This window comes from Sphingomonas liriopis (genome assembly GCF_024211255.1).
Taxonomy (GTDB): Bacteria; Pseudomonadota; Alphaproteobacteria; order Sphingomonadales; family Sphingomonadaceae; genus Sphingomonas; species Sphingomonas liriopis.
In genome coordinates this window covers 286,655-309,965 of sequence record NZ_JAMLDY010000001.1, presented here as the reverse complement: position 1 = coordinate 309,965, position 23,311 = coordinate 286,655, and the positions used below count along the sequence as shown (strand labels likewise).

Genomic DNA, 23,311 nt, shown 5'->3' with positions numbered 1-23,311 from the left:
CGCGATCCGCTCCCACTGCGCATCGGAAAACCAGAAGAAATCCGCCATTTCACTACCTCCTCACAAAGGTAGTGAATCACCATCAGGCATCCAACGGAAGCCGGTTATTGGGTCCGGACCCTAGCTCCAGCCCCTCCGGATCGTGCCACATCCAGATGATGCCGGCGCGCTCGATCGTCGGAAAGGTGCGCAGCTTCGCCGCCTTGGGTCGGAAGTCGGAGTAGGGAATGTGGTTGCACTGACCGTCGGTGCCGAACCGCTAGCCGTGATAGGGGCATCGGATCGATCCGCCCTCCACCTGCTCATTGTCCCGGACGATATAGGAGGTCGAGTTGTTGGCGAGATGCGCGCCCATGTGCGGGCAATAGGCCTCGACGATATAGGGCGTGCCGCGTTCGCCGCGATAGATGACGAGATCCTGCCCGAAATAGCGGATCGCACGCGGGGCGGCGGTCGCTTCGGTCGCCGGGCCGATCATGAACCAGCCACGCGGATACTCGAAGTCGACGCGTCGGTAGTCTGCCGAAGTCGCCATTAGTCATCCTCTCTTGCCGACCGATCGCTGCGGGCGCTTGCGCGTTGCGCCGAGAGCGATCAGGTGTTGCTCGCTTCACTACGCCTTTCGGGATAGACTGTTGATTGTCATGAGCATGACTCGCGCAAATTATGCCATGAAACTGCGCAATATGCGGGTGGGACCGCCGTTTCGTGGTTGATCTGAGCGGCAAGGTCGCGCTGGTGACCGGGGGTGGCCGGGGGGTCGGTCTCGGTATCGCGACCGCGCTGCGCGAAGCGGGTGCGCGGGTGATGCTGTCGGGTCGGACCGCGGCGGTTCTGGCTGTTGCCGCGGAGCGGCTCGCCGACGCGCGCTACGTGGTCGGAGACGTGCGCGACGAGGTCGCGTGCGGGGCGATCGTCGACGGCACGGTCGCGGCGTTCGGCGGCATCGACATCCTCGTCAACAATGCGCAGGAAGTGCCACTAGGCCGGATCGAGGACGTCACCGACGCTGCCTTCGTCGCCGGGTTCGAGAGCGGCCCTCTGGCCGCGTTTCGTTTGATGAAGCTGGTCGCGCCGGCAATGCGGTCGCGGGGCGGCGGCGTCATCTTCAATCTCGTCAGTTCGGCGGCGGTGCGCTGGGACATGGCCGGTTTCGGCGCCTATGGCGCGGTCAAGCAGGCGATGCGCGTACTGGGGCGGGCAGCCGCGTCCGAATGGGGCCGCGACAATATCCGCGTGCTGTCGGTCGCGCCGCATGCACTGAGCGAGGCGATGGAGCGCTGGATCGCCGCGCATGCCGACGAGGCGGCGGCGTTCTTCCGCACCATTCCGCTCGGCCGGCTGGGCGATCCGCACACCGATATCGGGCGGGCGGTCGCGATGCTGGCGAGCGACGATGCCGGCTATCTGACCGGCGCGACGATCCCGCTGGACGGCGGACAGGCGAGTTTCGACTGATGATAAAGGACGGTATGATGCGCGGAATGAAGCGGCGATTGCTGACCGTGGCGAGTTTACTGACGCTGGTGGCGGCCACCACGCCGGCGGATGCGCAGGCACCGGCGGGCGGACCGGTCGCGTCACCCCCGGCCCCGTTGCAGCGCCAGGCGCCGAAGGGCGCGCCCAATGTCGTCCTCGTGCTGCTCGACGATGTCGGGTTCGGCACGACGTCGACATTCGGCGGGCCGGTCGATACGCCCGCGTTGACCGCGCTGGCGGCGCAGGGGTTGCGGTTCAACCGTTTCCACACCACCGCCATGTGTTCGCCGACCCGCGCCTCCCTGCTGACGGGGCGCAATCCGCATGCGACGGGGGTCGGGGCGGTCGTCACCGACAGCCGTCCGGGCTATACCGGCCTGCACGGGCGGGACACCGCGACGATCGCCGAGATCCTGCGCGAGAACGGCTACAGCACCGGCGCGTTCGGGAAATGGCATCAGACCGCGGCATGGCAGACTTCGCCCAGCGGGCCGTTCGACGCCTGGCCGACGGGGGAGGGGTTCGAACGATTCTACGGCTTCGAGGGTGGGGAGACCGACCAGTTCGAACCGTCGCTGTACGACGGCACGACGCCGGTGCCGCGCCCGGCGGGGGCCGGCTATCACCTGACGCAGGATCTGGTCGATCACGGCGTCGACTGGTTCCGCACGCTCGCGTCGGTCACGCCCGACAAGCCGTTCTTCCTGTATCTGGCGCCCGGCGCAATCCATGCGCCGATCCAGGTGCCGCCGGAATGGATCGCGCGGTACAAGGGCAAGTTCGACCAGGGCTGGGACAAACTGCGCGAGGAGACGTTCGCGCGGCAGAAGCGGCTGGGCATCATTCCCGCGAACACCGAGCTGACGCCCCGCCCCGCCGGCATGCCGGCGTGGGACAGCCTGTCGCCCGACGAGCGTCGCTTCGCGTCGCGGGTGATGGAGGCCTATGCCGGATTCATGGCGCATACCGACGCGCAGATCGGGCGGCTGATCCAGTCGCTGAAGGACGCCGGGAAGTTCGACAACACGCTGTTCATCTACGTCGTCGGCGACAATGGCGCGAGCGCAGAGGGCGGGCTGGGCGGCAGCCTCAACTATCTGGGCGCGTTGCAGGGCATGCCCGAGACGCTGAAAAGCAAGATCGACCATATCGACACGATCGGCACCCGCCACGCCAACGCGCATATCAACGCAGCGTGGGCCTGGGCGGCGGACACGCCATTCCAGTGGACCAAGGCGGTGGCCTCGCATCTGGGCGGCACCCGCAACGGCATGGTGGTCAGCTGGCCGGCGCGCATCCACCAGCCCGGCGGGCTGCGCAGCCAGTTCGGGCACGTCAACGACGTGGTGCCGACGATCCTCGACGCGGTCGGCCTGCCCGCACCCGCGACCGTGCTGGGCGTGCCGCAGAAGCCGATGAACGGCACCAGCCTGCTCTACACCTTCGACGATGCGGCCGCGGCCGAGCAGCATCGCACGCAATATTTCGAGATTTTCGGCCACCGTGCGATCTATCACGACGGCTGGATGGCGTCCGCGTTCCATACGCGCCTGCCGTGGGGTGGGGCGCTGGGAGCGGGCAAGAAACCGTTCGAGGAGGATCGGTGGGAGCTGTACGACCTGCGCACCGACTTCTCGCAGGCGCATGATCTCGCCGCGCGCGAACCGGCGCGGCTGCGCGAGATGCAGGCGCTGTTCACCACGGAAGCCGCGGCGAACCAGGTGCTGCCGCTGATGGGGCAGCAGTTCGGAGGGGGCGGGCTCCCCACCCTCGCCACGGGGCAGGCCAGCCAGACCTATCACCGCGGCGCGGTCGGCATTCCCGAGTCGGCGCTGCCGCGCATCTTCAACCGGCCGTGGTCGGTGGAAGCGGACGTGACCGCACGGGCCGGCGCGCGTGGTGTGATCGCGACGCTGGGGGGCAGCGATGCCGGATGGTCGATGTACGTCGATCCGAAGCGGCGGCCGGTCTTCACCTATCGCCTGTACAATATCGCGACCGTGACATTGCGGGGCAAGGCGCTGCCCGTGGGACCGGCGAAGCTGCGGTTCGATTTCGTGCCGGTCGCCAAGGGACTGGGCCAGCCGGTGCGCCTGCAACTCATCGTCAACGGCACACCCGTCGCGCAGGGGATGGTGCCGACCAGCCCGATGGCGTTCTATTCGCCGGGCGGCAACACGTTCGACGTCGGCGTGGATACCGGTGCGCCGGCGGGCGACTATCCGGCGGATGCGCCGGTCGGCAATCCGGCGACGGCGCTCGACATCGGTGCGGTGACCGTTTCCTTGCGCTAAGGCTCGCGGGATGACGGACACGCCAGCGACTTCGACCGCACCCGACGCCCCGACCGCGCCGCCGGAGGACATGCGCTTCGTCCCCGGCGGCCGGTTCCGGATGGGGTCGGATCGCTTCTACCCCGAGGAGGCACCGGTTCGCGAGGTGCGCGTCGATCCGTTCTGGATCGAGGTCGCGCCGGTCACCAACCGGCAGTTCGCCCGCTTCGTCGCGGCGACCGGGCATGTCACGGTCGCGGAACGCGCGCCCGATCCGGCGCTGTATCCCGGCCTGTTGCCGGAGATGGCGATCGCGGCGTCGATGGTGTTCGTGCCGCCGCCCGGCCCGGTCGGGTTGGACGATCCGGGGCGCTGGTGGCAGTATCGGCCGGGGGCCGACTGGCGCCATCCGTTCGGACCGGACAGCATGATCGACGCGATGCAGGATCACCCGGTGGTCCATGTCGCTTATGCCGATGCGGTCGCCTATGCCCAGTGGGCGGGGCGGGATCTGCCGACCGAAGCGGAATGGGAATATGCCGCACGCGGCGGCCGCGATGGCGCGGACTACGCCTGGGGCGACGAGCCGGCACCCGGCGGGGCGATGCTCGCCAATTACTGGCAGGGCGCGTTTCCGGGCGAGAACCTGCTGCTCGACGGATGGGCGCGAACGTCACCGGTCGGCACCTTTCCCGCCAACGATTATGGCCTGGCCGACATGATCGGCAACGTCTGGGAATGGACGAGCGACTGGTGGTCGTTGCCGCAGCCGCATCGCAAGCGGTTCAAGGGCGCCTGTTGCGTCCCGGCCAATCCGCGCGGCGGGCGCGAGCGCGACAGCTACGACCCCGCGCTGGCGGGCATGCGGCTGGGACGCAAGGTGCTGAAGGGCGGATCGCATTTGTGCGCCGACAATTACTGCCGGCGCTATCGCCCCGCCGCGCGTCACCCGCAGGACGTCGACACGACGACGAGCCACATCGGCTTCCGCTGCGTCCTGCGGGTATCGGAGAGTAGGCTCTAGCGACCGGCCCGCGCGATCGCGCGTTCGGCCAGCGGTCGCATCGCGGCATAGGCCGCGCGATTGGGATGGACGCCGTCGTTGGTAAAGCCAGCGCGGATGCCACCCTCCGCATCGCCGATCGCCGCCGCGTAATCGACGAAGACGATCCGCCGCTCGTCTGCCAGTTGGCTCAGCCTGGCGTTGATGGCCCGAATGCGCCGCGGCTCGCCGGACGTGTGGAACAGGGTCGATCCGGTAGAGGGCAGGATGCCGGTCAGCACCACCGCGATGCGGTTGGCCTGTGCCATGTCGATCATCGCGCGCAGATTGTCGACGATCTCGTCGTCGGTGACGACCGTGCTGCCCATCACGCCCAGATCGTTGGTGCCGGCGTTGAGGTGCACGACCCGCGGCGACAGGCGCACGACGTCCTGATAGAAGCGCAGCAGGATCTGGCCGCTGGTCTGCCCGGCGATGCCGCGATCGACCGTGGTCGGGGCGAACAGCGAAGGGTCCGCGACGCCCCAATTCTCCGTGATCGAATCGCCGATGAAGACGACCCGGGGTCGCATGCCCGCCGCGTGCAGACGCGCATTGTCGGCGCGGTAGCGGCACAGCGCGGGCCAGTCGCGCCGCGCGTCATCCTGCGCATTCTTCGAGATCGCGGGAAGATCGGCGACCAGCAGCTTCATCGCCGCGGGCAGCGACGCGCCGCGATCATCGGCCACCTGCGCGTCGCGCAGCGCCGCCAGCGCGGGTACTTCGGCCCGGGGCGGACAGGCAGGCGCGACGGCCGGTGGTTTTGCCGCGGGGGCGGTCATCGCGACAGCGGCAGCCAGTAAGGCGAGAGGCATCGTCGTCCGTAGGAGATCCTCAGTGGCGCTGTTCGATCAGCTCGACCGGGCCGATCAGCCCGGAGGGCAGCAGCGGCGCGCGCGCCGAATAGGTAGGCGCGGTGGTCCAGCCCACCTTCGTCGCGCCTGGCTGCGCGTCGCCGGCCAGCCGGTTGACCCAGCGATTGGCGACCGTCACCTCGATGCGGTTGCTGCCGCGCCGCAAGGCGTCGGTGATGTCGACGCGATAGGGCGCGTGCCAGACGGTGCGGACGGGTGTGCCGTTCACCGACACGGCCGCGATGTCGCCGACCGCCCCCAGCGAGAGGATCGTCCGCGCCCTCTTCGCCACCGCCGGCACGCGGATCGTGCGCGAATAGGTGGCCGTGCCGGAGAAGTAGCGGATGCCGGGCTGCTCGCTCTGCGTCCACGATCCGGCCGCCATCGCCTGCGCGCCCGTCGGGGCGCCGCGATCCGGCTGGAAACGGACGCTCCAGTCGCCGTCGATCGCCGCGACGACGCGCTCGGCCGGTGCGGCCGGCGTGCGCACGGTCGCCGTCGCCGGCGTGCGGAACACGACGATCGCCGACCCGCTGTCCCCCAGCGTCAGCGGCACGAGCGTGCGGCCGTTCTCGATGCGATAGGGCAGGGGCGTCGCGGTCCCGGTCTCCGCATCCCACAATTCGGGCGCGCGGCCCGTGACGCGGAAGGCGACCTCGCCGGCAAAGGTCTTGGTCGTCGGATTGCTGGCGAACCACAGTTCGCCGTCATCGAGCGTGCGGTGCAGGAAGTTGAGCGTCGGTGCGTCGCCGCTGCCGCCCGTGATCTCCTGGTCCGGCGCGACGCCGCTCGCCGCCAGCGCCTGTTCCACCGGCAGGTCCGCCAGCACGCGGCCGCGCCCCACCTTCGTCTCGGCACCGCCGGCCCACAACCGGTCGGCGAGCGCGCGGAACGCCGCCGGATCGTCGGCAAGGCTGGGGGAATCGGTCGGCTTGTCGCCGACGATCGTGGCGCCCGCCTCCACCAGCGCCGCGATCCGGGTCAGCACGGGCAACGTCATGCGCCGCGACGAGCCGCCCAATTGCAACACGCGGTAGCGCATGCCCGACGGTGTGGCCAACGCGCCGTCGACCACCGACAGGTTCGATCGCAGCGCCTCGGCGTCGACGAAGTCATAGCCGTAGCGTTTGGGCGCGTCGGCCAGCTTCCCGGCCTCCATCAACGTCACGATCGGCGCTTCCTCGCCGTAGAAATAGGCGACGTCGGCGGCATAGCGCCCCTGCGACAGCATCCATTGCGTCCGTGCGAGATAGTCGACCCACGGCCGCGCCTGTCCGGCCCAGCTTTCGTTGCGGTTGAAGTTCTGCCCGAAGATCCACAGCGACAGGCCCGGCGCCTTGCCGACCAGCGGCTGGTGCACGCTGCTGTGGATCGACATGTGGTTGACGCCGAGGGCGAATTCGGTGTCCGCGACGCGCTTCAGCTGCGCCGGGCTGTACGCCCAGTACTGGAACATCGCCGACATCGATTCGGCGCCGACATAATGGCGACCGTAGAGGTGCGCCGCCGATGCCGCGCCTTTCAGGTCGGCGACGTGCGCGGGCTTCGGTCCCTTGGCGGGATCGAAGGTCCACATCGCGCCCATGGGCACCTCGGCATGCGACCGCATCGCGAGATCGTCGCCCAGCGACGGGCGGTTGCCCGCCTCCAGCGCCTCGCCATAGGACGTGAGCCCGCGCTCGCGCGCCACCGCGGCGACGGTGCCGTAATGCGCCTCGGCGATCAGATCCATCAGCGTGCGGCGATAGTCGTACAGGAAGGCGTCGGTCGCCGCCGCACTGTCGACGACGCGGCCGGTCAGCGCGGGCAGGAAGGGCATGGGATCATAGCCCCGCCGCCGCGCGAATTGCGCAAGCATGTCATCGGTCCAGTTCTGGAACCCCGCCTCGATGCTGTCGCTGACGATCGCCTTCAAGCCGCGCTGCTCGGGCGCGCTGCTGCCCAGCACCTGGAGATGATCGTCGAGATAGCGGTTCATATAGGCGCGCACGCGCGGCGCGTTCAGCTTGTCGACCTCAAGCCCGGTCGCCTCCGCGGTGGTCGGCCCGTTCATGTGACCGGTCAGCGAATAGCCCATCCTCACGACCCGCCAGCGTCCCCTGGGGGGCGTCCAGTCGAGCGTGCCGTCGGGCTTCATCCGGTCGGTGAGGTCGATCACGTCGCCGTGCCGGATCGCCAGCCCGGCATCGACCGCGGGGGTGGGCACGGCGTAATAATCCGCGACCGAGGCGAACCCGGCCTTTTCCTCGAAACGGTTGACGCGCGGCTCGGCGGTCAGCGCGATCTCGCCGATCGGCAGCGTCTTGGGCTGTGCCAGCGACGGCAGGCCGGGTTGGAGCAGCGCGCCGGGCGCCATGCTGATCCCCGCGCCGGGAAAGCCGCCGGCGACGGGTTGCAGCACGACGCGGAAGATGCGGCCGGTGACGGGCGCGAAGCTGCTGGTGTTCTGCACGAACGCGCCCGCCGCGATGTCGGCGACCTTGCGGAACGTGACGCCGTCCGCGCTGACCTCCAGCCGCGCCGGGATCGCGTTCGACAGCCCTATCGCCGCCGGCTTGTCGTCCAGCACGATCGTCGCGGCGCGCAGCGTGACGATGCGCGGATAGTCGAAGCGGATCCAGCCCGGTTTCTTCGCGGTCGGCCGATCGATCTCGATCGCCTTGGCCGGGTCGCCGTCGAACAGCGCGGCGGCAGCCACCTCACCCGCCGCGGTCGTGACCTTCGGCACGGGCAGCGCGCGGTCGGCGGCGGGCAGGCGATAGGCGACGACGCGCGCGTCGTTGTAGAAGCGCGGCGCCCGCGGCTCCTTCTCGCCGGCCAGGCCGGTCTGCTCGCCGAGATCGACGCTGCCGAACGGGCCGGGGGCGTCCGCGGGCTTCGGCAACGTGCCCGCGAAGCGACGACCGCCGACGATCTCCGTGTCCGTCCAGACCAGTTTCTTCATCGCGTCTTCCGGCTGAACGAACGGCGCGCCCGTCTCGCTCCAGCCGGCGGAAGTGGGGATCGCCACTTCCATGCCTTGCGCGGTCGCCTGCGTCACCGCCGCGCGGAAGGCGCGACGCCATTCGGGAGTCATGTAACGAACCGGCGGGGTGACGACGTCGTTGTTGTTGGGCATCGCGCCGTAGAAGATCTGGACGCCGCCGATCCCGGCCGCCTTCATCCATTCCAGGTCGAGCTTCAGCCCCTCCTCGGTGATGGCACCGTTCAGCCAGTGCCACCAGACGCGCGGGCGCGCCTCCGCCGGTGGATCGCGGAAGCCATCGGCCAGGTGGTCCTGCGCCTGTGTGGCCGATGCCGCCAGTGCCGTGCCGGCCAGGAAGATCGTTTTCAGCATACGGGTCATGGCGGTGTCGTTTCCGTGTTTGGAATGCGGGTGGGGATTCAGGCGCGGACGATCAGCGTGGCGGTCTTCAGCGATGCCGAACTGGCACCGGCCGAAATCGTGAAGCTGCCGGGCTCGACCACCCAGTCCAGGTCGATGTTCCAGAAGGCGAGATCGTCCGGCGTCAGCGCGAAGCGTACCGTCCGCCGCTCGCCCGGCTTCAGCGTGACGCGCTCGAACCGCCGCAGCTCCAGCACGGGGCGCGGGGCGGAGCTGACGTCGTCGCGAATGTAGAGCTGGATCACCTCGTCGCCCGCGCGCTTGCCGGTGTTGGTCACGTCGACCTCGATCGAGACGTCGTCGCCGCGTCCGATCTCTGTGCGTGACAATCGCGGTGCCGACAGGTCGAAGCTGGTGTAGCTGAGCCCGTGACCGAACGGGAACAGCGGCGTGCGCTTGCCCTCGAGGTAGCTGCCCTCGGCGGACGCGTGATGGTTGTAGAAGATCGGCAGGTCACCCGTCGAGCGCGGCACCGAGACGGTCAGCTTTCCGCCCGGATTGACCCTGCCGAACAGCACGTTCGCCACCGCATGGCCGCCTTCCTCGCCCAGATACCAGCCCTCGAGCAGCGCGTCGGCCTTCTCCGCCAACCGGTTGACGGTGAGCGGGCGGCCGTTGAGCAGCAGCGCGACGACCGGCTTGCCGGTGGCGAGCAGCGCCTCGACCAGCTCGTTCTGGAGGCCGTAGAGGTCGATCGAGTGGCGATCGCCGGGGCCCGCAACCGATTCGCGCGTGATCTGCGGGTTGTCGCCGAGCACGAGCAGGATGGTGTCGGAGCGTTTCGCCACCTCGACCGCCTGCGCGATGCGGGCACGGTTCTCCGCGTCGGGCACCGGCTTCATATAGGCCATCATCGGATGCTCGCCCTTCGCGTCGGGCTGGCTGATCCAGACGCCGTCGGCCTGCTCGATCGCGATCCCCGGCCCGGCCACCGCCCTGATGCCGGCGAGCACGCCGACCTTGCGGTCGTTCTCGCCCGAATAGCCGCCGATCATCGCCTCGACGGCGTTGGGTCCGATCACCGCCAGCTTCATCTTCGCCGCCGGGTCGAACGGCAGGATGCCGTCGTTCTTGAGCAGGATCAGCGCCTTTTCCGCAACCGTGCGAGCGAGCGCGATCGCGGCCGGCGTGTTGGTCTCGCGCTTCACCCGCGCCGCGTCGACATAGGGGTTCTCGAACAGCCCCGCCTCGAACTTCAGCGCGAGGATGCGCGCGACCGCGGCGTCGATCCGCGCCACGTCGACGCGACCCGCCTTCACCAGCGCGGGCAGGCGGGCATAGGCATTGCCGTCGGGCAGGTCGGCGTCGACCCCCGCCTCCAGCGCCAGGATCGCCGCCGCGTCGAGATCGGCCGCGACGTGATGCGACTTGGCAAGCTCCTCGATGCCGCCATAGTCGCTGAAATAGGCGCCCTTGAAGCCGAGCCGACCGCGGCCGGTCTTCTCGAGCAGCGCCTTCGATCCGTGCGCGGGCACGCCCTCCACCTCGTTGTAGGAGGGCATGACGATCGCCGGGTCGGCGTCGCGGATGACATGGGCGAACGGCACCAGGTAGGTTTCGCGCAGCGTCCGTTCCGACATGTCCGCCGGCGCCTTGTTCAGCCCACCCTGGGGCGAGCCGTGGACGAAGTGCTTGAGCGTCACGAACACCTTGTCGCGGCCGAGCGGGCGCGGGCCCTGCTGGCCGCGCACCGAGGCGGCGCCCATTGCACCGACCAGATAGGGATCCTCGCCGAAGAATTCCTCCATGCGCCCCCAGCGAGGCTCGCGCATCAGGTCGATCACCGGACTGAGCGCGACCGTCACGCCGCGGACCCGCGCCTCCTTGCCGACCACGGCGAAGACGCGCTCGACCAGCGCCGGGTCCCAGGTGCTGCCCAGTGCGGGCGGAATCGGGAAGATCGTGGCGCCGCGCGCCTGATAGCCGTGCGCCGTCTCCTCATGCACCAGCAGCGGGATGCCCAGCCGGGTGCGCTCCACGAAGTACCGCTGCATCGCGTTGACCAGCGGCGCGGTCTCCTCGGGCTCGCGAAACCATTGCGCGGGAAACCGCCGGGTGCCGAAGGTGTCGGCCGGCCGGCCGATCTGCCCGATCCCGTCGGGGAACGCCTGCGCCGCCTTGTCGGGCGAAAAGTTTCCCTGCGCGTCGAGGATCTTGCCTTTCTCCGTCCAGACGCAGCGCATCTGCGCGACCTTCTCCTCGAGCGTCATCCGCGACAGCAGATCCTTCACCCGGTCGGCGATCGGTGCGCGCGCGTCGCGATAGACGGGCGCAGCGCCGAACGCGCGCGCCGGAACGAACGCGAGCAGCGCGCTGGAGGCGAGGAGGGCACGGCGCGAGACGACGATCGTGGTCATGACGGGCTTCCGGGGTACGGACGATGAAGGGACGTGACGTGGGGATGCGGTGCGGCGTCCGATTCAGGGCGCGGTGTCGAGTCGGACGGTGTCGATCGTCCCGGTGAAGGGGAATGGCGCGACATAGGTCCGGCTGGCCGGGGCGGCGGTGTCGCGGCCGATGTCGATCTCCTGCATTGACGAATAGATGATCCCCATCTTGCCCTGGTCGACCGCCTTGCCGTCGATGGTCAGCATCGCCTTGCCCGCCGCGGGCATATAGGCGCCGGGCTTCGGCCCTGGATTGATGGTGAAGCGATACCCGATGCGATGCCGCCCCGGCGACAGCGCCACGGGCGCGCGCAGGACCTTGGTGCCGAGCAGCGGCAACCCCTCCGCGGCGACCTGCCCCTTGTCGACGTAAAGGCTGAAGGCGCCGCCATGCGAGAACAGGACGCCCTGCGCGCCGTTCGCCGGCACCACCACATCGGCGTCGATCGCGAAGGACCTGCCGCCGAAATCGGGGGCGGCGAGCGCAAGGATGGTCGGCATCCCGCCCGGAAAGGTCATCGACGTCGGCACATGCGCCGGGGGATAGGCACCGTACATGTTGTTGGAGATCAGCGGATAGACCTGGTTGCGGCGCGCCTCGGCATCGAACAGCGTCTTCATCGCCGCCAGCCGTTGCGGCTCGCGCGCGGCGAGATCCTGCGACTGGCTGAAGTCATGGTCCAGGTCGTACAGCTCCCAGCGGTCGGCGGCGAACGCCTCCGGCGGATCGAGCGGGTCGCTCGCGCCCTTCATCTGCCACGGCACGCCGTGCCGGGCAGAGGCCATCCAACCGTCCTGATAGATGGCGCGATTGCCCCACACCTCGAAATATTGGCGACGATGATGCGACGGCGCCCGCGCGTTGGCGAAGGTGTCGGCGAAGCTTGCGCCCTCCAGCGGCTTTTGCGCGACGCCATCGACCGTTGCGGGCATGGTGATGCCGGCGATGTCGTACAGGGTCGCGGCGATGTCGTTCAGGTGCGTGAACTGGGTGCGGATCACGCCGCGATCCCTGATGTGCCCCGGCCACGAGACGACCATCGGGTTGCGCGTGCCGCCCAGGTGCGAGGCGACGCCCTTCGACCACTGGAACGGCGTGCTGCCCGCCCAGGCCCAGCCGGCGGCGTAGAAGGCGTCTTTCTGGCGGGGTTGCAGCGCCGCCATCGTCACCGCGCGCTGCGTGTCCATTTCGCCTGCGCTGCCGTTGTCGCCGACGATGTAGATGACGATCGTGTTGTCACCGCCGGGCTGCGCCCTGACGGCTTCGAGCAGGCGGCCGATCTCGTGATCGGTGTGCGAGATAAACGCCGCATAGGCCTCCATCTGCGAGGCGAGCACCAGACGTTGCTTCTCGGGTAGCGAGTCCCAGGCGGGCAGCTCGGCCGGGCGCGGCGTCAGCCTGGCGTCCTTGGGAATGACGCCCAGCGCCTTCTGCCGTGCGAAGGTCTCCTCGCGCAGCTTGTCCCAGCCGCCGTCGAACCGCCCCTTGTACCTGGCGATCCACTCGGCGGGCACGTCGTGCGGCATGTGCGCGGCAAGCGGCGCGAAGTAGAGGAAGTACGGCTTGTCGGGGTTCAGCGTTCGCCGCGTCCGAACCCACTCGATCGACCGGTCGGTAATGTCGGTGGTGAAATGATAGCCTTCGGCCTGACTCTTCGGCTGCGCCACCATCTGCGTGTCGTTCCACAGCAGGGGCGTCCACTGGCTCGCCGCACCCAGCATGTTGCCGTAGAAATGCTCGAAGCCGAGGCTGGTCGGCCAGTGATCGAACGGACCGGCGGGCGAGATCTCGCGGAAGGGCGTATTGTGCCACTTGCCGAACAGCGCGGTGCCATAGCCGTTGCGGCGCAGCACCTCCGCCACCGACACCGTGTCCTTGCCCCAGATGCCGTCATAGCCGGGATAGCCCAGTTCGCCGACCGATCCGTAGCCGACCTCGTGCGCATTGCGTCCGGTCAGCAGCGCGGCGCGCGACGGCGAGCAGAGCGCGGTGGTGTGAAAACGGTTGTAGCGGGCGCCCCCGGCGGCCAGCGCGTCCAGCACCGGCGTGCTCTCCGGCCCGCCGAACGTGCCGGTATCGCCGAAGCCGACGTCGTCGAGCATGATGAGGACGATGTTGGGTGCGCCGGCCGGGGCGACCGCCGGTTTCGACCATTGCTGCGCTGGCATCGCCTGCGCCGTTCCCGCTGTCCCGGCGGCCTGGGTCGTCGCAGGCGCCGGCGTCGTCGTCTGCGCCGCAGCGGCGAACGGGGCTCCTGCGGTCAGCGCCAGCGACAGGGCCAGCAACGATACACGGTTCGGAATGCGGGACATGGCGATACTCCCTACCAGGTGCGGGCGAAGGCGTTCGCCAGCGCGTTGCGGATCGCGGTATCGAACTGCACCGAGATGCCGGCCTTCGGCGCGATGGCCTGGAATCCGTGGAAGGCGCCGGGAACCAGCAGCAGCTCGGTCGGCACCGCGGCCTCGACCAGCCGGCGCGCATAATCGAGGTTTTCCGAGACGAACAGGTCGATCGAGCCGACGCCGATGAACGTCGGTGGCAGGCCGGCAAGCCGCTCGACGCGCGCCGGCACGGATCCGGGCGGCGGCGTGCGTCCGCCGGCCGGCCGGCCGAGGAATGACGACCAGCCGAACCGGTTCGCGCCCTCGTCCCACGCCAGATAGCCGACCGGCGGCGCGACGCGGCGCGTGCTGCCGGTGCGGTCGTCGAGCATCGGATAGACCAGCGACTGGAACAGCAGCGGCACCTCGCCCCGGTCGCGCGCCGCGATCGCCAGCATCGCCGCCAGCCCGCCGCCCGCGCTCTCGCCCATCACCGCGATCCGGCGGCGATCGACGCCCAGATCCGCGGCGTTGCGGAACAACCATTGCAGCGCGGTGTAGCAATCCTCTAGCGGTCCGGGAAACGGCGTTTCGGGCGACAGGCGATATTCGACGGTGACGATCACCGCATCTAGTGCCTGCGCCAGCGTTCGCAGCCGCCCCGTCTCGCTCGCCGCGCTGCCGGCGATATAGCCGCCGCCATGGACGTGGAGGATCGCCGGGCGCGTGCCGCCGCGCGTCGTCTCACCCAGCACGTAGACGCGCACCGCGGGCGCGCCGGCGCGGGGCGGCAGATCCACCGGCCGCGCGGCCGGATCGCGGGGTGCGCCGCCCACCATCTTGCGCAGCGCCGGCAGCGCCTGCGCGTTCATCGTTCCCCCGGTCTTATACTTCAGCAACATCGGGACGAACGGGCGCAGCTCGGGGTGTACGAAGGGCGTCGGGTCATAGCCCGGCGCGGCAGCGGCTGCCGTCACCGCCGCTTGTGCGGCATCGAATGGCGCCGCCGCCCATGCCGCCAATCCCATGCCACTGAAAGCGAGCATCTCCCTGCGCGTGGATACCGGCATCCATTCCTCTCCGTGTTCTCTTGTGTTCCACCTATCATCATGGCAATTAAAAATGAATAGGATTTGTTATTATGAGTCGACCGGGGATGGAGTTTCTCCCGGCGATCGTTCGGGAGAGTGAACCATGACGCCGATGAACACCGTCCTCGACCGCCGCTCGCTGCTCGCCGCCGGTGCGGGAATCGCCGGCGGCGCCGTGCTGGCGACGGGCGATGCCGCCGCCGCCGCCGCAGCGCGGCCCGCACCGGCGGGCGGGCGCTTCCCCAAGGGGTTCCTGTGGGGGGCGGCGAGCGCAGGCTACCAGACCGAGGGCAACAACGTCGCGGCAGACCTGTGGGTCGTGGAGACCATGAAGCCGTCGCCGTTCCCGCAGAAGTCCGGCGACGCCTGCGACAGCTATCATCGCTGGCAGGAGGATATCGACCTGCTGCGCGGCACCGGCCTCAACGCCTTCCGCTTCTCGATCGAATGGTCGCGAATCGAGCCGGAGGAGGGGCAGTTCTCGATCGCCGAACTGGATCATTACCGCCGCATCCTGGAGGCGTGCCACAAGGCGGGGGTGACCCCCAACGTCACGCTCAACCATTTCGCCTCGCCGCGCTGGTTCGCGGCGCGCGGCGCGTGGAACAAGCCCGATGCGCCCGACCTGTTCGCGCGCTACGCCGACCGGGTGGGACGCCATATGGGCGACCTGATCGGCATGGCGGTGCCGTTCAACGAGCCGAACGCGCCGCTGGTCGTCAAATGGTCCCCCGACATGATGGCGGCGACGGGCCAGCCGATGGACGTCGCCTCGATGGCGGCGCCGCTCATGAAGATCGCGGCGAAGAAGGTCGGCAGCGACGAATTCTCGTCGTTCCTGTTCAGCGATCCCGCGATCGCGGTGCCGGCGATGATCCGTGCGCACGACCTGGCGCGGGCGGCGCTGAAGGCCGGGCCGGGCGATTATCCGGTCGGCGCGATCGTCTCGATCGGCGACGATCAGGCGGTGGACGGCGGCGAGGACAAGGTCGCGCAGAAGCGGCGCGAGGTCTATGGCCAGTGGCTGGAGGTTGCGGGCCGAAGCGACTTCCTGGGCGTGCAGGCGTATACCCGCTACCTGATCGGTCCAAATGGTCCGCGCAAGCCGGCGGCGGGTTCGCCGCTGACCAAGACCAAGTGGGAATATTACCCCGCGGCGCTCGGCCATGTCGTCAGCTACGCCGCGTCGCAGGTGAAGGTGCCGATCTACATCACCGAGAACGGCATCTCGACCGATGACGACCGCCAGCGCATCGCCTATACCCGCGACGCGCTCGCCGGACTGAAGGCGGCGATCGACGCCGGCGCCGACGTGCGCGGCTACTTCCACTGGACGCTGCTCGACAATTGGGAGTGGAACGAGGGCTACAAGCAGAATTTCGGGCTGTTCTCTGTCGACCGGTCGACCTTCAAGCGCACCTCCAAACCGAGCGCGGCGTTCCTGGGCGGCATCGCCCGACGCAACGCGCTCTGACGAAGGCATCGGCCGGCACGGCCGCAACGGCACGAAAGGACAGTCGATGACCACTCCATCTCTATCGCGCAGGGCGTGGCTGACCGGGGCGGCGCTGACCGTCGGCGGCGCAGCGGCGGGGGCCTTGCCCACGCCGCCACGCCCCGGACCCGGCACCGGGCCGCGGCCGAACATCCTGTGGCTCGTCAGCGAAGACAACAACCCCTACGTCGGCGCCTATGGCGACACGCTGGCGCATACGCCGACGATCGACGCGCTGGCCCGCAAGGGGGTGCTGTACCGCAACGCCTATTCCACCGGTCCGGTCTGCGCCATCTCGCGCTTCGCGATCCTGACCGGCATGTACGCGGAGACCTGCGGACCCGCGCAGCACATGCGCGCGCGGGCGCATCTTCCCGCCGAGCTGAAGACCTACCCGGAATATCTGCGCGAGGCGGGCTATTACTGCACCAACAACGCGAAGACCGACTATAACTGCGACGTCGATCCCAAGCGAATCTGGAACGAGTCGAGTCCGCGGGCGCAATGGTACAACCGGCCCGAAGGCACGCCGTTCATGGCGGTCTACAATCACGGCACGACCCACGAATCGCAACTGTTCTGGACGACGCCAGGCCGGGTGACGCCGGACATGGTGCGGGTGCCGCGCTATCTGCCCGACTCCCCGGCGGTAAGGGGCGATATCGCCAGCTACTACAATCTGATGGAGAAGATGGACGGCCAGTTGGCCGAACGGCTTCGCCAGATCGAGGAGCGCGGCGCCGCCGACGATACGATCGTCTTCTATTATTCGGATAACGGCGGCGTGCTCCCGCGGAGCAAGCATTATAGCTGCGACGAGGGCTATCGCACCTGCCTGGTGATCTACGTGCCGCCGAAATGGCGCCATCTCGCGCCGGCAGCGCCGGGCAGCGTGATCGACACGCCGGTCAGCTTCATCGACCTCGCGCCGACGCTGCTGTCGCTCGTCGGGCAGGCGACGCCCGACCACATGCAGGGCCGCGCGCTGATGGGCGCGCATGCCGGCCGGGCCGAAGCCTATGCATTCGGCGGGCGCGACCGGATGGACGAGCATTATGACTTCTGCCGCACCGTCACCGACGGCCGCTATCGCCTGATCCGCAACTATCTGCGCGACCGACCGGGTGCGGTGCACGACGCCTTCGCCTGGCAGATGAAGAGCTACCAGGACTGGGAACGCCGGCATCTCGACGGGACGCTCGATGCCGATCGGGACCGGTTCTTCGGTTTGCGCCCGTTCGAGCAATTCTACGATCTGCATACCGATCCCGACGGCGTGCGCGACGTCATCGACGATCGCCGGCATGCGGCGCGCGTCGCGACGATGCGCCGGGCGCTCGACGCCCATATGCTGCGCGTCAACGACAACGGCTTCATCCCCGAAGGGGCCGCCGCGGAGGGATACTACCCCAGCCGCGATTCCCAAGCCTATCCCCTGGCAAGGGTGATGACGCTGGCGGCGCTGGCCGCGCAACGGGTGCCGCACAACGTTCCGGCGCTGCGCACGGCCCTGGGCGATGCGAACGAGATCGTCCGCTACTGGGGTGCGATAGGGCTTCGTTTTCTCGGCAAGGAGGCGATTGCGGCGCTGCCGGCCATACGCCAGGTCATGGTCGCCGACCCGTCGCCGCATGTCAGGATCGCGGCCGCCGGATGCACAGCGGCGATGGGAGAGGGCGAGGCCGCGGCACACCGGCTGGCGACCTTCGTCGTCGCCGACGCGAACGCCAAGCCGGTCAGGCTGCAGGCCCTCGACACGCTGACCTACCTCGGACCAGCCGCTGCGGCGGCGCTGCCGCAGATCCGGGCGGCAGCCACCGAGGCCGACAGCGACATCAAGGTGTCGGCGCGCTATCTCGCGGCGCGGATCGACGGCAGCTACACACCCGCTTCGCCGATCTTTGCGGCACAACCGATCGGCGAAGGCAACAAGGCCATCCTGCCTCCGCCCGCACTCTGAGCGCGGCGGGGCAGGGCGGTGTCGGCGGGCGCCACTCGCCCGCCGCCCGTGTCACTTCTTGACGGGCACCTTGGCGAGGTCCGCGTCGATCGCGGCCAGCGCCGCATCGGTGACGGTGTCGGCCGCATAGGGCTGGATGACCTTCAGCGTCATGCCGCGTGCCATCTCGATCTGCGGATTGCTGGACATGCCCGGGATGTGCTTGTCGATGATCGCCTTGGTCTGCGGATTGTCGAGCAGCGTGCCGAGATCGGTCGCCTCGACGGAATAATGCGCGGCGACGGCTGGTGCGCCAGCGGTCGCTGCGGGGGCCGGGGCCGTCTGGGCGAGCGCGGGGCTGGCGATGGCGGCGGCAGCGACGAGAAGCAGAACTTTCATGACGATCCTCTCTAAAACGGGCCGATGCTTCGGGCGTCGGCGAGTCGGATATAGCGTGACGACGAAAAAAGTATAGCTATTGTCATTATATGTTGCGTCGCGCGCCGGAGCCGAGGCGTGGTAAACCTGTGCCAGATGCGTACCGGAGCACACGCAAAACGGGCGTGGATCGCCATAATCCGCGCATGAAGCCACGTAATGCGTCAGTTGAAAGGCAATATTCTACGCAAACTGCTATGAGGTCAGGAATTCCGGTCTTGTCCCGCGAGATGCGGCGCGGTATGATGGGTCGTGTCCCCGAACTCGACAGAGCGGGGCGAATTCGGAGAGGTCTTCATCATGTCCAGCAATCCGTCGAAGCAGGCACTGTCCGACATCCTGCGCCCCGTCTCCCCGCCGCGCGAGCTGAGTGATGTCTATACCGACGACCAGCGCGAGCGGATGCTCAACGTGGTCCGCGAGAATGGTCCGTGGAAGCTCATCATCGCGCAGCACTTCTCCTCGGCCGAGGCGCTGATGGCGACGATGAGCGGCGCGATGCCGGAAGGCGTCACGCCGACGATGGACATGTTCCTGACCCCGACGTTCCGCGGCTATCTGGCCAATTATTCGGCGGCCCTGTACCCCGAGATCCACGACTGCTTCTACAACGAGCGGTTCCTGGATCTCGCCAAGAGCTACTGGAATGCCGAATATGCCAAGCCGCAGATGATGCTGTTCAACATCAACGGGCCGTGCGGCAACACCGATCCCGGCCATCTCGATTCGCCCAGCTTCCGCGGCGTGCGGTACGAGAATTCGCCGACCTGGCTGTGCTCGGTCATGGGCAAGTCGGGGCTGTTCCGCGACTATCTCATCAAGATGGCGCAGGTCATCGCGTGGTTCAGCCATGACGGGTCGAGCGGCTTCACCTATTGGCCCGACGGCCCGGCCAAGGCGCCCAAGCGGCTCGCCGCGCCGATCTACAACCGCGGCGTGCTGGTGCAGAACGAGATGATGGTCCACCGCGGCGAAGCCAACGGCCCGCTCGAACAGCAGCGCCCGGCCGGCCTGTCGTTCGACACGGTGTTCGCCGGCGATCCGGGGAATCGCGACCAGTGGGTGCTGCGCAACGGCGACCAGGTCATCGCCCGGCACCATACCGACGAGCTGCGCTTCCTGGTCCACTGGTCGGCGGAAGTGTTCGAGGATTTCGCGGAGCTGAAGAAGAACATGGACGGGTCCGACAATCTGACCCACGATCAGGTGTTCGACACGCTGATCAAGGACGTGCGCTCGAAGGGGATCGAGATCGCCACGCCGAGCGATCCGTTCCGCGATCCGGTGTTCATCAAGACGCTGAACGCCGCCTACGATTTCGGTGGCCCGACGACCTACCCGCAAGAAGCGCCGGTCACGTCTGTATACCGCGAGGCCGCGTAAGCGGAGCGCGACTGGTCGGCGCGCGGGTGCGGCGGCCGACCGGAGGCGAGAGGGATGCGGATGACGGACGGCGAGCGGGCGATCGCGATGGCGGATATCGCCGCACTGAAAGCGCGATACTGCCGGACGCTCGACACCAAGGATTGGGACGGACATCGTGCCGTGTTCGCGCCCGATCTGGTCGCCGATTTCCGCGCTTCGGCCGGAGGCGACGACCCCGCGATGATGACTCACGGCGCTGCCGCCTATGTCGCCAAACTGGCGGCGGCGCTGGTTGATGTCATAACCGTGCATCATTGCCACACGCCCGAGGTTCGGATCGAGTCATCGGCGGCGGCGACAGGCATCTGGGCGATGGAAGACAAGCTGTGGGTGGGCGCGAACTCGGCTCTGCCGTTCGCCTGGATGCACGGCTACGGTCATTATCACGAACACTACGTGCGGATCGACGGCACGTGGCGGATCGCGGCGACGCGACTGTCGCGCCTGCGAGTCGATATCGGCGAGCGGCAGCGGAACGGATAGGAAGCAGCGATGGGCAGACTCGACGGCAAGGTGGCGATCGTCACCGGCGGCGCACGCGGGATGGGCGCGGAGACGGTGCGATTGTTCGCACAGGAGGGGGCAAGCGTCGTCATCGCCGACATGCTGATCGCCGAGGGTTCCGCGCTTGCGGCGGAGATCGGCGGGGCCGCGCTGTTCCACCCGACCAACATCGCGCGGGAGGAGGACTGGGCCGCGCTCGTCGAGGCGACCACCGCACGGTTCGGCCAACCCGACATCCTCGTCAACAACGCCGCGATGCAGCGGTTCGCCTCGATCCTCGACTGCGACGTTGCGGATTTCCGTTCGGTGCTCGACGTCAATCTGATCGGCACGTTCATCGGGCTGAAGCTGGTCGGCGCCCTGATGGTGCGGCGGGGCCGCGGGTCGATCGTCAACATCTCGTCGGTCGACGGCATGCGCGGCGCGAACGGCTACGCCGCGTATTCGACCAGCAAATGGGGCGTGCGCGGGCTGACGAAGGTCGCGGCGATGGAATTCGGGCCGCGCGGCGTTCGGGTCAACTCGGTCCATCCGGGCGGTGTCTTCACCGTCATGGGTAATCCGACCGGGGAGACGGTGGAAACCATCGACGGATCCTTCGGCATGGTGCCGCTGCAGCGCACCGGCCGGCCGGGCGAGGTCGTTGCCGCCTCGCTGTTCCTGGCCAGCGACGAGGCGAGCTATGTCTGCGGCGCCGAACTGGCGGTCGATGGCGGCTGGACTGCGGGTATCTACAACCCGATGCTTTCGGGATCGCCCGACGACCATGATTATGGACTTCGCGAGGGTGCGCATCCGCTGAACGCGCATTTCGACGCTGCGCTTGCGGCGAAGGCGGCGGTACCGGCATGAGCGATCTCCAGACGCTGCTCGACGAGCGCGCGATCGTTCGAGGCCTTGCCGCCTTCGCGCGGATCGTCGACGGCAAACGGTGGGACGACCTTTCGCAGGTGTTCGCCGACGACCTGACCTTCGACTATGGGGCGATCGGTTCGTTTTCGGGGATCCAGTCGCTGCGCGACGTGCTGGTCCGGTTCCTCGACCGCTGTGGCGCGACGCAACACCTGATCGGGAGCATCGTCGTCGATATCGAGGGCGATGCCGCAACCAGCCGCGCGTATGTGCAGGCGCGGCATCAGGGCGTCGGTGCCGTCGCCGGACCCGTGTTCGACTCCAACGGGGAATATGTCGACCGGTGGGAACGCCGCGTCGAGGGCTGGCGGATCGTCCGCCGCGACGCCAGCTGGGCGATCCACACCGGCGATCCGACCGTCCTCGATGCGAGTGATTCCGACCTGCGTTGACCGACGGGCGGTTCAGCCCGTCGCGGCGCGGGGATAATCGGTGTAGCCCTCGTGCCCTTGCGTGTACCAGGTCGCGGCGTCGTCGGGGTTCAGCGCGATACCCTTCGCCAGTCGTTCGGGCAGGTCGGGATTGGCGAGGAAGGTCCGCCCGAAGGTGATCGCGTCGGCACGGCCCTCGTCGAGCGCCGCCTGCGCGGTGTCGCCGCGATAGTCGGAATTGAGCACCAGCGGCCCGTCGAAGGCGGCGCGGATCGCCGGCGCGATCGGAGCACGCTCGGCCTTGCCGAAGGTGCCGTCGAAACCAGGTTCGCGCACCTCGATGAAGGCGATGCCGAGCGCCGACAATTCGCGCGCCGCGGCCACGAACAGTGTCTCGGGGTCGCTGTCGTTGGTGCCCTGGCGCTCCCCGTTCGGGGACAGGCGCACGCCGGTGCGGTCCGCGCCGACGGTGTCGGCGACGCGGCGGGTCACGTCGGTCAGCAGGCGGATCCGGTTTGCGACCGGACCGCCGTAATCGTCGTCGCGCAGGTTGGTGCCGTCGCGCAGGAATTGGTCGATCAGATAGCCGTTCGCGGCATGGATCTGCACGCCGTCGAACCCCGCCGCCATCGCATTCGCGGCACCCGTTCCGAAATCGTCGACGACGCCGGCGATCTCGTCGCGGGCCAGCGCCCGCGCCGCCTCGTACGGCTTCTTCCCGTCATAGGTGTGGGCGTGCGCCGGCGCGGTCGTCGCCGAGGCGGACACCGGCGGTGCGCCGTCGAGGAAGTCGGGATGGACCAGCCGGCCCATGTGCCACAGCTGCGCGACGATCCGGCCACCGGCGCGATGCACCGCCGCCGTCACGGGCTTCCACGCCTCGACCTGCGCGGCGGTCCACAGCCCGGGTGCGAACGGCCAGCCCATGCCCTCGCGGCTGATCGCGGTCGCCTCGGACACGATCAACCCGGCGCCGGCGCGCTGCGCATAATAGTCCGCCATGATCGCGGTCGGCACATGATCACGCGTCGCCCGGGCGCGGGTCAGCGGCGCCATGAAGACGCGATTCGGTGCCTCGATCGCACCGAGGCGGAGAGGCGAGGACAAGAGCGGCACGGGCAAAATCCTGGAATGAGAACCTATTGTAGTCCCTGTAGGAAAAGCCCGGGCCGAGCGCCAGTCCTACGCTGTATTTTGCGTAGATCATCCCCGGGACGAATACGCATCGGTGCGCAGCGCGGACGCCGGACGATTCCGTCGACCGCGGTTCGTCGTACCGGTCCTTCATCGGCTTTTCTGGCCAGTGGCGGGGGCACACCAGGCGGAAAAGCGCAGCGCGTCGCAGAGGAGTACCTGGGTCGGTCAGGTATCAACAGGAGGGAATGCGTAGC

17 protein-coding genes are annotated in these 23,311 nt (G+C 68.5%); 9 read left to right on the top strand and 8 right to left on the bottom strand.

Translation table 11 applies throughout. The features are described from left to right. Nucleotides 1-259: 259 nt before the first annotated feature. On the bottom strand, nucleotides 260-535 hold the full coding sequence (locus tag M9979_RS01395) for a Rieske 2Fe-2S domain-containing protein (RefSeq protein ID WP_340689036.1): 276 nt from the start codon (nucleotides 533-535) through the stop codon (nucleotides 260-262). A gap of 173 nt (nucleotides 536-708) precedes the next feature. Here M9979_RS01395 and M9979_RS01390 point away from each other — a divergent pair, with 173 nt between their 5' ends. The 3 genes from M9979_RS01390 to M9979_RS01380 all read left to right on the top strand — a co-directional run bounded on the left by M9979_RS01390 (nucleotide 709) and on the right by M9979_RS01380 (nucleotide 4,776). After that, nucleotides 709-1,458, top strand: a complete 750-nt coding sequence (locus M9979_RS01390; RefSeq protein WP_254287533.1) for an SDR family NAD(P)-dependent oxidoreductase — start codon at nucleotides 709-711, stop codon at nucleotides 1,456-1,458. A 26-nt stretch (nucleotides 1,459-1,484) separates the two neighbouring features. Beyond that, nucleotides 1,485-3,773 carry an arylsulfatase gene (locus M9979_RS01385; protein WP_254287532.1) on the top strand — a complete coding sequence of 763 codons (2,289 nt, stop codon included), beginning with the start codon at nucleotides 1,485-1,487 and terminating at the stop codon, nucleotides 3,771-3,773. Nucleotides 3,774-3,843: 70 nt separating this feature from the next. Continuing rightward, the gene (locus M9979_RS01380) at nucleotides 3,844-4,776 is read left to right on the top strand and encodes a formylglycine-generating enzyme family protein (RefSeq protein ID WP_254287551.1); all 933 of its coding nucleotides are present in this window, start codon (nucleotides 3,844-3,846) and stop codon (nucleotides 4,774-4,776) included. Here the strand turns inward: M9979_RS01380 and M9979_RS01375 are convergent. The 5 genes from M9979_RS01375 to M9979_RS01355 all read right to left on the bottom strand — a co-directional run bounded on the left by M9979_RS01375 (nucleotide 4,773) and on the right by M9979_RS01355 (nucleotide 14,791). Continuing rightward, nucleotides 4,773-5,609: a GDSL-type esterase/lipase family protein gene (locus tag M9979_RS01375; RefSeq protein ID WP_254287531.1), complete on the bottom strand. Its 837-nt coding sequence runs from the start codon at nucleotides 5,607-5,609 to the stop codon at nucleotides 4,773-4,775. The genes M9979_RS01380 and M9979_RS01375 overlap by 4 nt on opposite strands. Before the next feature lie 19 nt (nucleotides 5,610-5,628). Then, nucleotides 5,629-8,994: a glycosyl hydrolase gene (locus M9979_RS01370; RefSeq protein WP_254287530.1), complete on the bottom strand. Its 3,366-nt coding sequence runs from the start codon at nucleotides 8,992-8,994 to the stop codon at nucleotides 5,629-5,631. 38 nt (nucleotides 8,995-9,032) lie between these two features. Continuing rightward, nucleotides 9,033-11,390: a glycoside hydrolase family 3 N-terminal domain-containing protein gene (locus M9979_RS01365; RefSeq protein ID WP_254287529.1), complete on the bottom strand. Its 2,358-nt coding sequence runs from the start codon at nucleotides 11,388-11,390 to the stop codon at nucleotides 9,033-9,035. Nucleotides 11,391-11,453: 63 nt separating this feature from the next. Then, on the bottom strand, nucleotides 11,454-13,733 hold the full coding sequence (locus tag M9979_RS01360; protein WP_254287528.1) for an arylsulfatase: 2,280 nt from the start codon (nucleotides 13,731-13,733) through the stop codon (nucleotides 11,454-11,456). Nucleotides 13,734-13,744: 11 nt separating this feature from the next. Beyond that, on the bottom strand, nucleotides 13,745-14,791 hold the full coding sequence (locus M9979_RS01355) for an alpha/beta hydrolase (protein ID WP_254287527.1): 1,047 nt from the start codon (nucleotides 14,789-14,791) through the stop codon (nucleotides 13,745-13,747). Nucleotides 14,792-14,939: 148 nt separating this feature from the next. Between M9979_RS01355 and M9979_RS01350 the strand changes: the two genes are divergently transcribed. Together M9979_RS01350 and M9979_RS01345 are read left to right on the top strand one after the other, a co-directional pair. Then, nucleotides 14,940-16,310, top strand: a complete 1,371-nt coding sequence (locus M9979_RS01350) for a glycoside hydrolase family 1 protein (RefSeq protein ID WP_254287526.1) — start codon at nucleotides 14,940-14,942, stop codon at nucleotides 16,308-16,310. A 46-nt stretch (nucleotides 16,311-16,356) separates the two neighbouring features. Beyond that, nucleotides 16,357-18,291, top strand: coding sequence for a sulfatase-like hydrolase/transferase (locus M9979_RS01345; protein ID WP_254287525.1), 1,935 nt, complete (start codon nucleotides 16,357-16,359; stop codon nucleotides 18,289-18,291). A 51-nt stretch (nucleotides 18,292-18,342) separates the two neighbouring features. On the opposite strand, the gene M9979_RS01340 is transcribed toward M9979_RS01345, so the two are convergent. After that, nucleotides 18,343-18,669 (bottom strand): hypothetical protein, encoded by a 327-nt coding sequence (locus M9979_RS01340; RefSeq protein ID WP_254287523.1) that lies wholly within the window; start codon nucleotides 18,667-18,669, stop codon nucleotides 18,343-18,345. Nucleotides 18,670-19,008: 339 nt separating this feature from the next. Between M9979_RS01340 and M9979_RS01335 the strand changes: the two genes are divergently transcribed. Genes M9979_RS01335 through M9979_RS01320 form a run of 4 tightly spaced genes read left to right on the top strand, consistent with a single transcriptional unit; the run spans nucleotide 19,009 to nucleotide 21,941 of the window. Then, on the top strand, nucleotides 19,009-20,091 hold the full coding sequence (locus M9979_RS01335; protein WP_254287522.1) for a hypothetical protein: 1,083 nt from the start codon (nucleotides 19,009-19,011) through the stop codon (nucleotides 20,089-20,091). 60 nt (nucleotides 20,092-20,151) lie between these two features. Beyond that, the gene (locus tag M9979_RS01330; protein WP_254287520.1) at nucleotides 20,152-20,616 is read left to right on the top strand and encodes a nuclear transport factor 2 family protein; all 465 of its coding nucleotides are present in this window, start codon (nucleotides 20,152-20,154) and stop codon (nucleotides 20,614-20,616) included. Nucleotides 20,617-20,625: 9 nt separating this feature from the next. Beyond that, nucleotides 20,626-21,489, top strand: coding sequence for an SDR family NAD(P)-dependent oxidoreductase (locus tag M9979_RS01325; protein WP_254287519.1), 864 nt, complete (start codon nucleotides 20,626-20,628; stop codon nucleotides 21,487-21,489). Continuing rightward, nucleotides 21,486-21,941, top strand: coding sequence for a nuclear transport factor 2 family protein (locus M9979_RS01320; RefSeq protein ID WP_254287518.1), 456 nt, complete (start codon nucleotides 21,486-21,488; stop codon nucleotides 21,939-21,941). The genes M9979_RS01325 and M9979_RS01320 overlap by 4 nt, the downstream gene beginning before the upstream one ends. A 12-nt stretch (nucleotides 21,942-21,953) precedes the next feature. Here the strand turns inward: M9979_RS01320 and M9979_RS01315 are convergent, their stop codons facing one another. Then, nucleotides 21,954-23,036, bottom strand: coding sequence for an alkene reductase (locus M9979_RS01315; RefSeq protein ID WP_254287517.1), 1,083 nt, complete (start codon nucleotides 23,034-23,036; stop codon nucleotides 21,954-21,956). Nucleotides 23,037-23,311: the final 275 nt, after the last annotated feature.

Excerpts from the sequence above, each read along its gene's own strand:
- M9979_RS01395 (WP_340689036.1), bottom strand. The coding sequence starts at position 535 with ATGGCGACTTCGGCAGACTACCGACGCGTCGACTTCGAGTATCCGCGT.
- M9979_RS01385 (WP_254287532.1), top strand. The coding sequence starts at position 1,485 with ATGAAGCGGCGATTGCTGACCGTGGCGAGTTTACTGACGCTGGTGGCG.
- M9979_RS01380 (WP_254287551.1), top strand. The coding sequence starts at position 3,844 with ATGCGCTTCGTCCCCGGCGGCCGGTTCCGGATGGGGTCGGATCGCTTC.
- M9979_RS01375 (WP_254287531.1), bottom strand. The coding sequence starts at position 5,609 with ATGCCTCTCGCCTTACTGGCTGCCGCTGTCGCGATGACCGCCCCCGCG.
- M9979_RS01370 (WP_254287530.1), bottom strand. The coding sequence starts at position 8,994 with ATGACCCGTATGCTGAAAACGATCTTCCTGGCCGGCACGGCACTGGCG.
- M9979_RS01365 (WP_254287529.1), bottom strand. The coding sequence starts at position 11,390 with ATGACCACGATCGTCGTCTCGCGCCGTGCCCTCCTCGCCTCCAGCGCG.
- M9979_RS01360 (WP_254287528.1), bottom strand. The coding sequence starts at position 13,733 with ATGTCCCGCATTCCGAACCGTGTATCGTTGCTGGCCCTGTCGCTGGCG.
- M9979_RS01355 (WP_254287527.1), bottom strand. The coding sequence starts at position 14,791 with ATGCTCGCTTTCAGTGGCATGGGATTGGCGGCATGGGCGGCGGCGCCA.
- M9979_RS01350 (WP_254287526.1), top strand. The coding sequence starts at position 14,940 with ATGACGCCGATGAACACCGTCCTCGACCGCCGCTCGCTGCTCGCCGCC.
- M9979_RS01345 (WP_254287525.1), top strand. The coding sequence starts at position 16,357 with ATGACCACTCCATCTCTATCGCGCAGGGCGTGGCTGACCGGGGCGGCG.
- M9979_RS01340 (WP_254287523.1), bottom strand. The coding sequence starts at position 18,669 with ATGAAAGTTCTGCTTCTCGTCGCTGCCGCCGCCATCGCCAGCCCCGCG.
- M9979_RS01335 (WP_254287522.1), top strand. The coding sequence starts at position 19,009 with ATGTCCAGCAATCCGTCGAAGCAGGCACTGTCCGACATCCTGCGCCCC.
- M9979_RS01330 (WP_254287520.1), top strand. The coding sequence starts at position 20,152 with ATGACGGACGGCGAGCGGGCGATCGCGATGGCGGATATCGCCGCACTG.
- M9979_RS01325 (WP_254287519.1), top strand. The coding sequence starts at position 20,626 with ATGGGCAGACTCGACGGCAAGGTGGCGATCGTCACCGGCGGCGCACGC.
- M9979_RS01320 (WP_254287518.1), top strand. The coding sequence starts at position 21,486 with ATGAGCGATCTCCAGACGCTGCTCGACGAGCGCGCGATCGTTCGAGGC.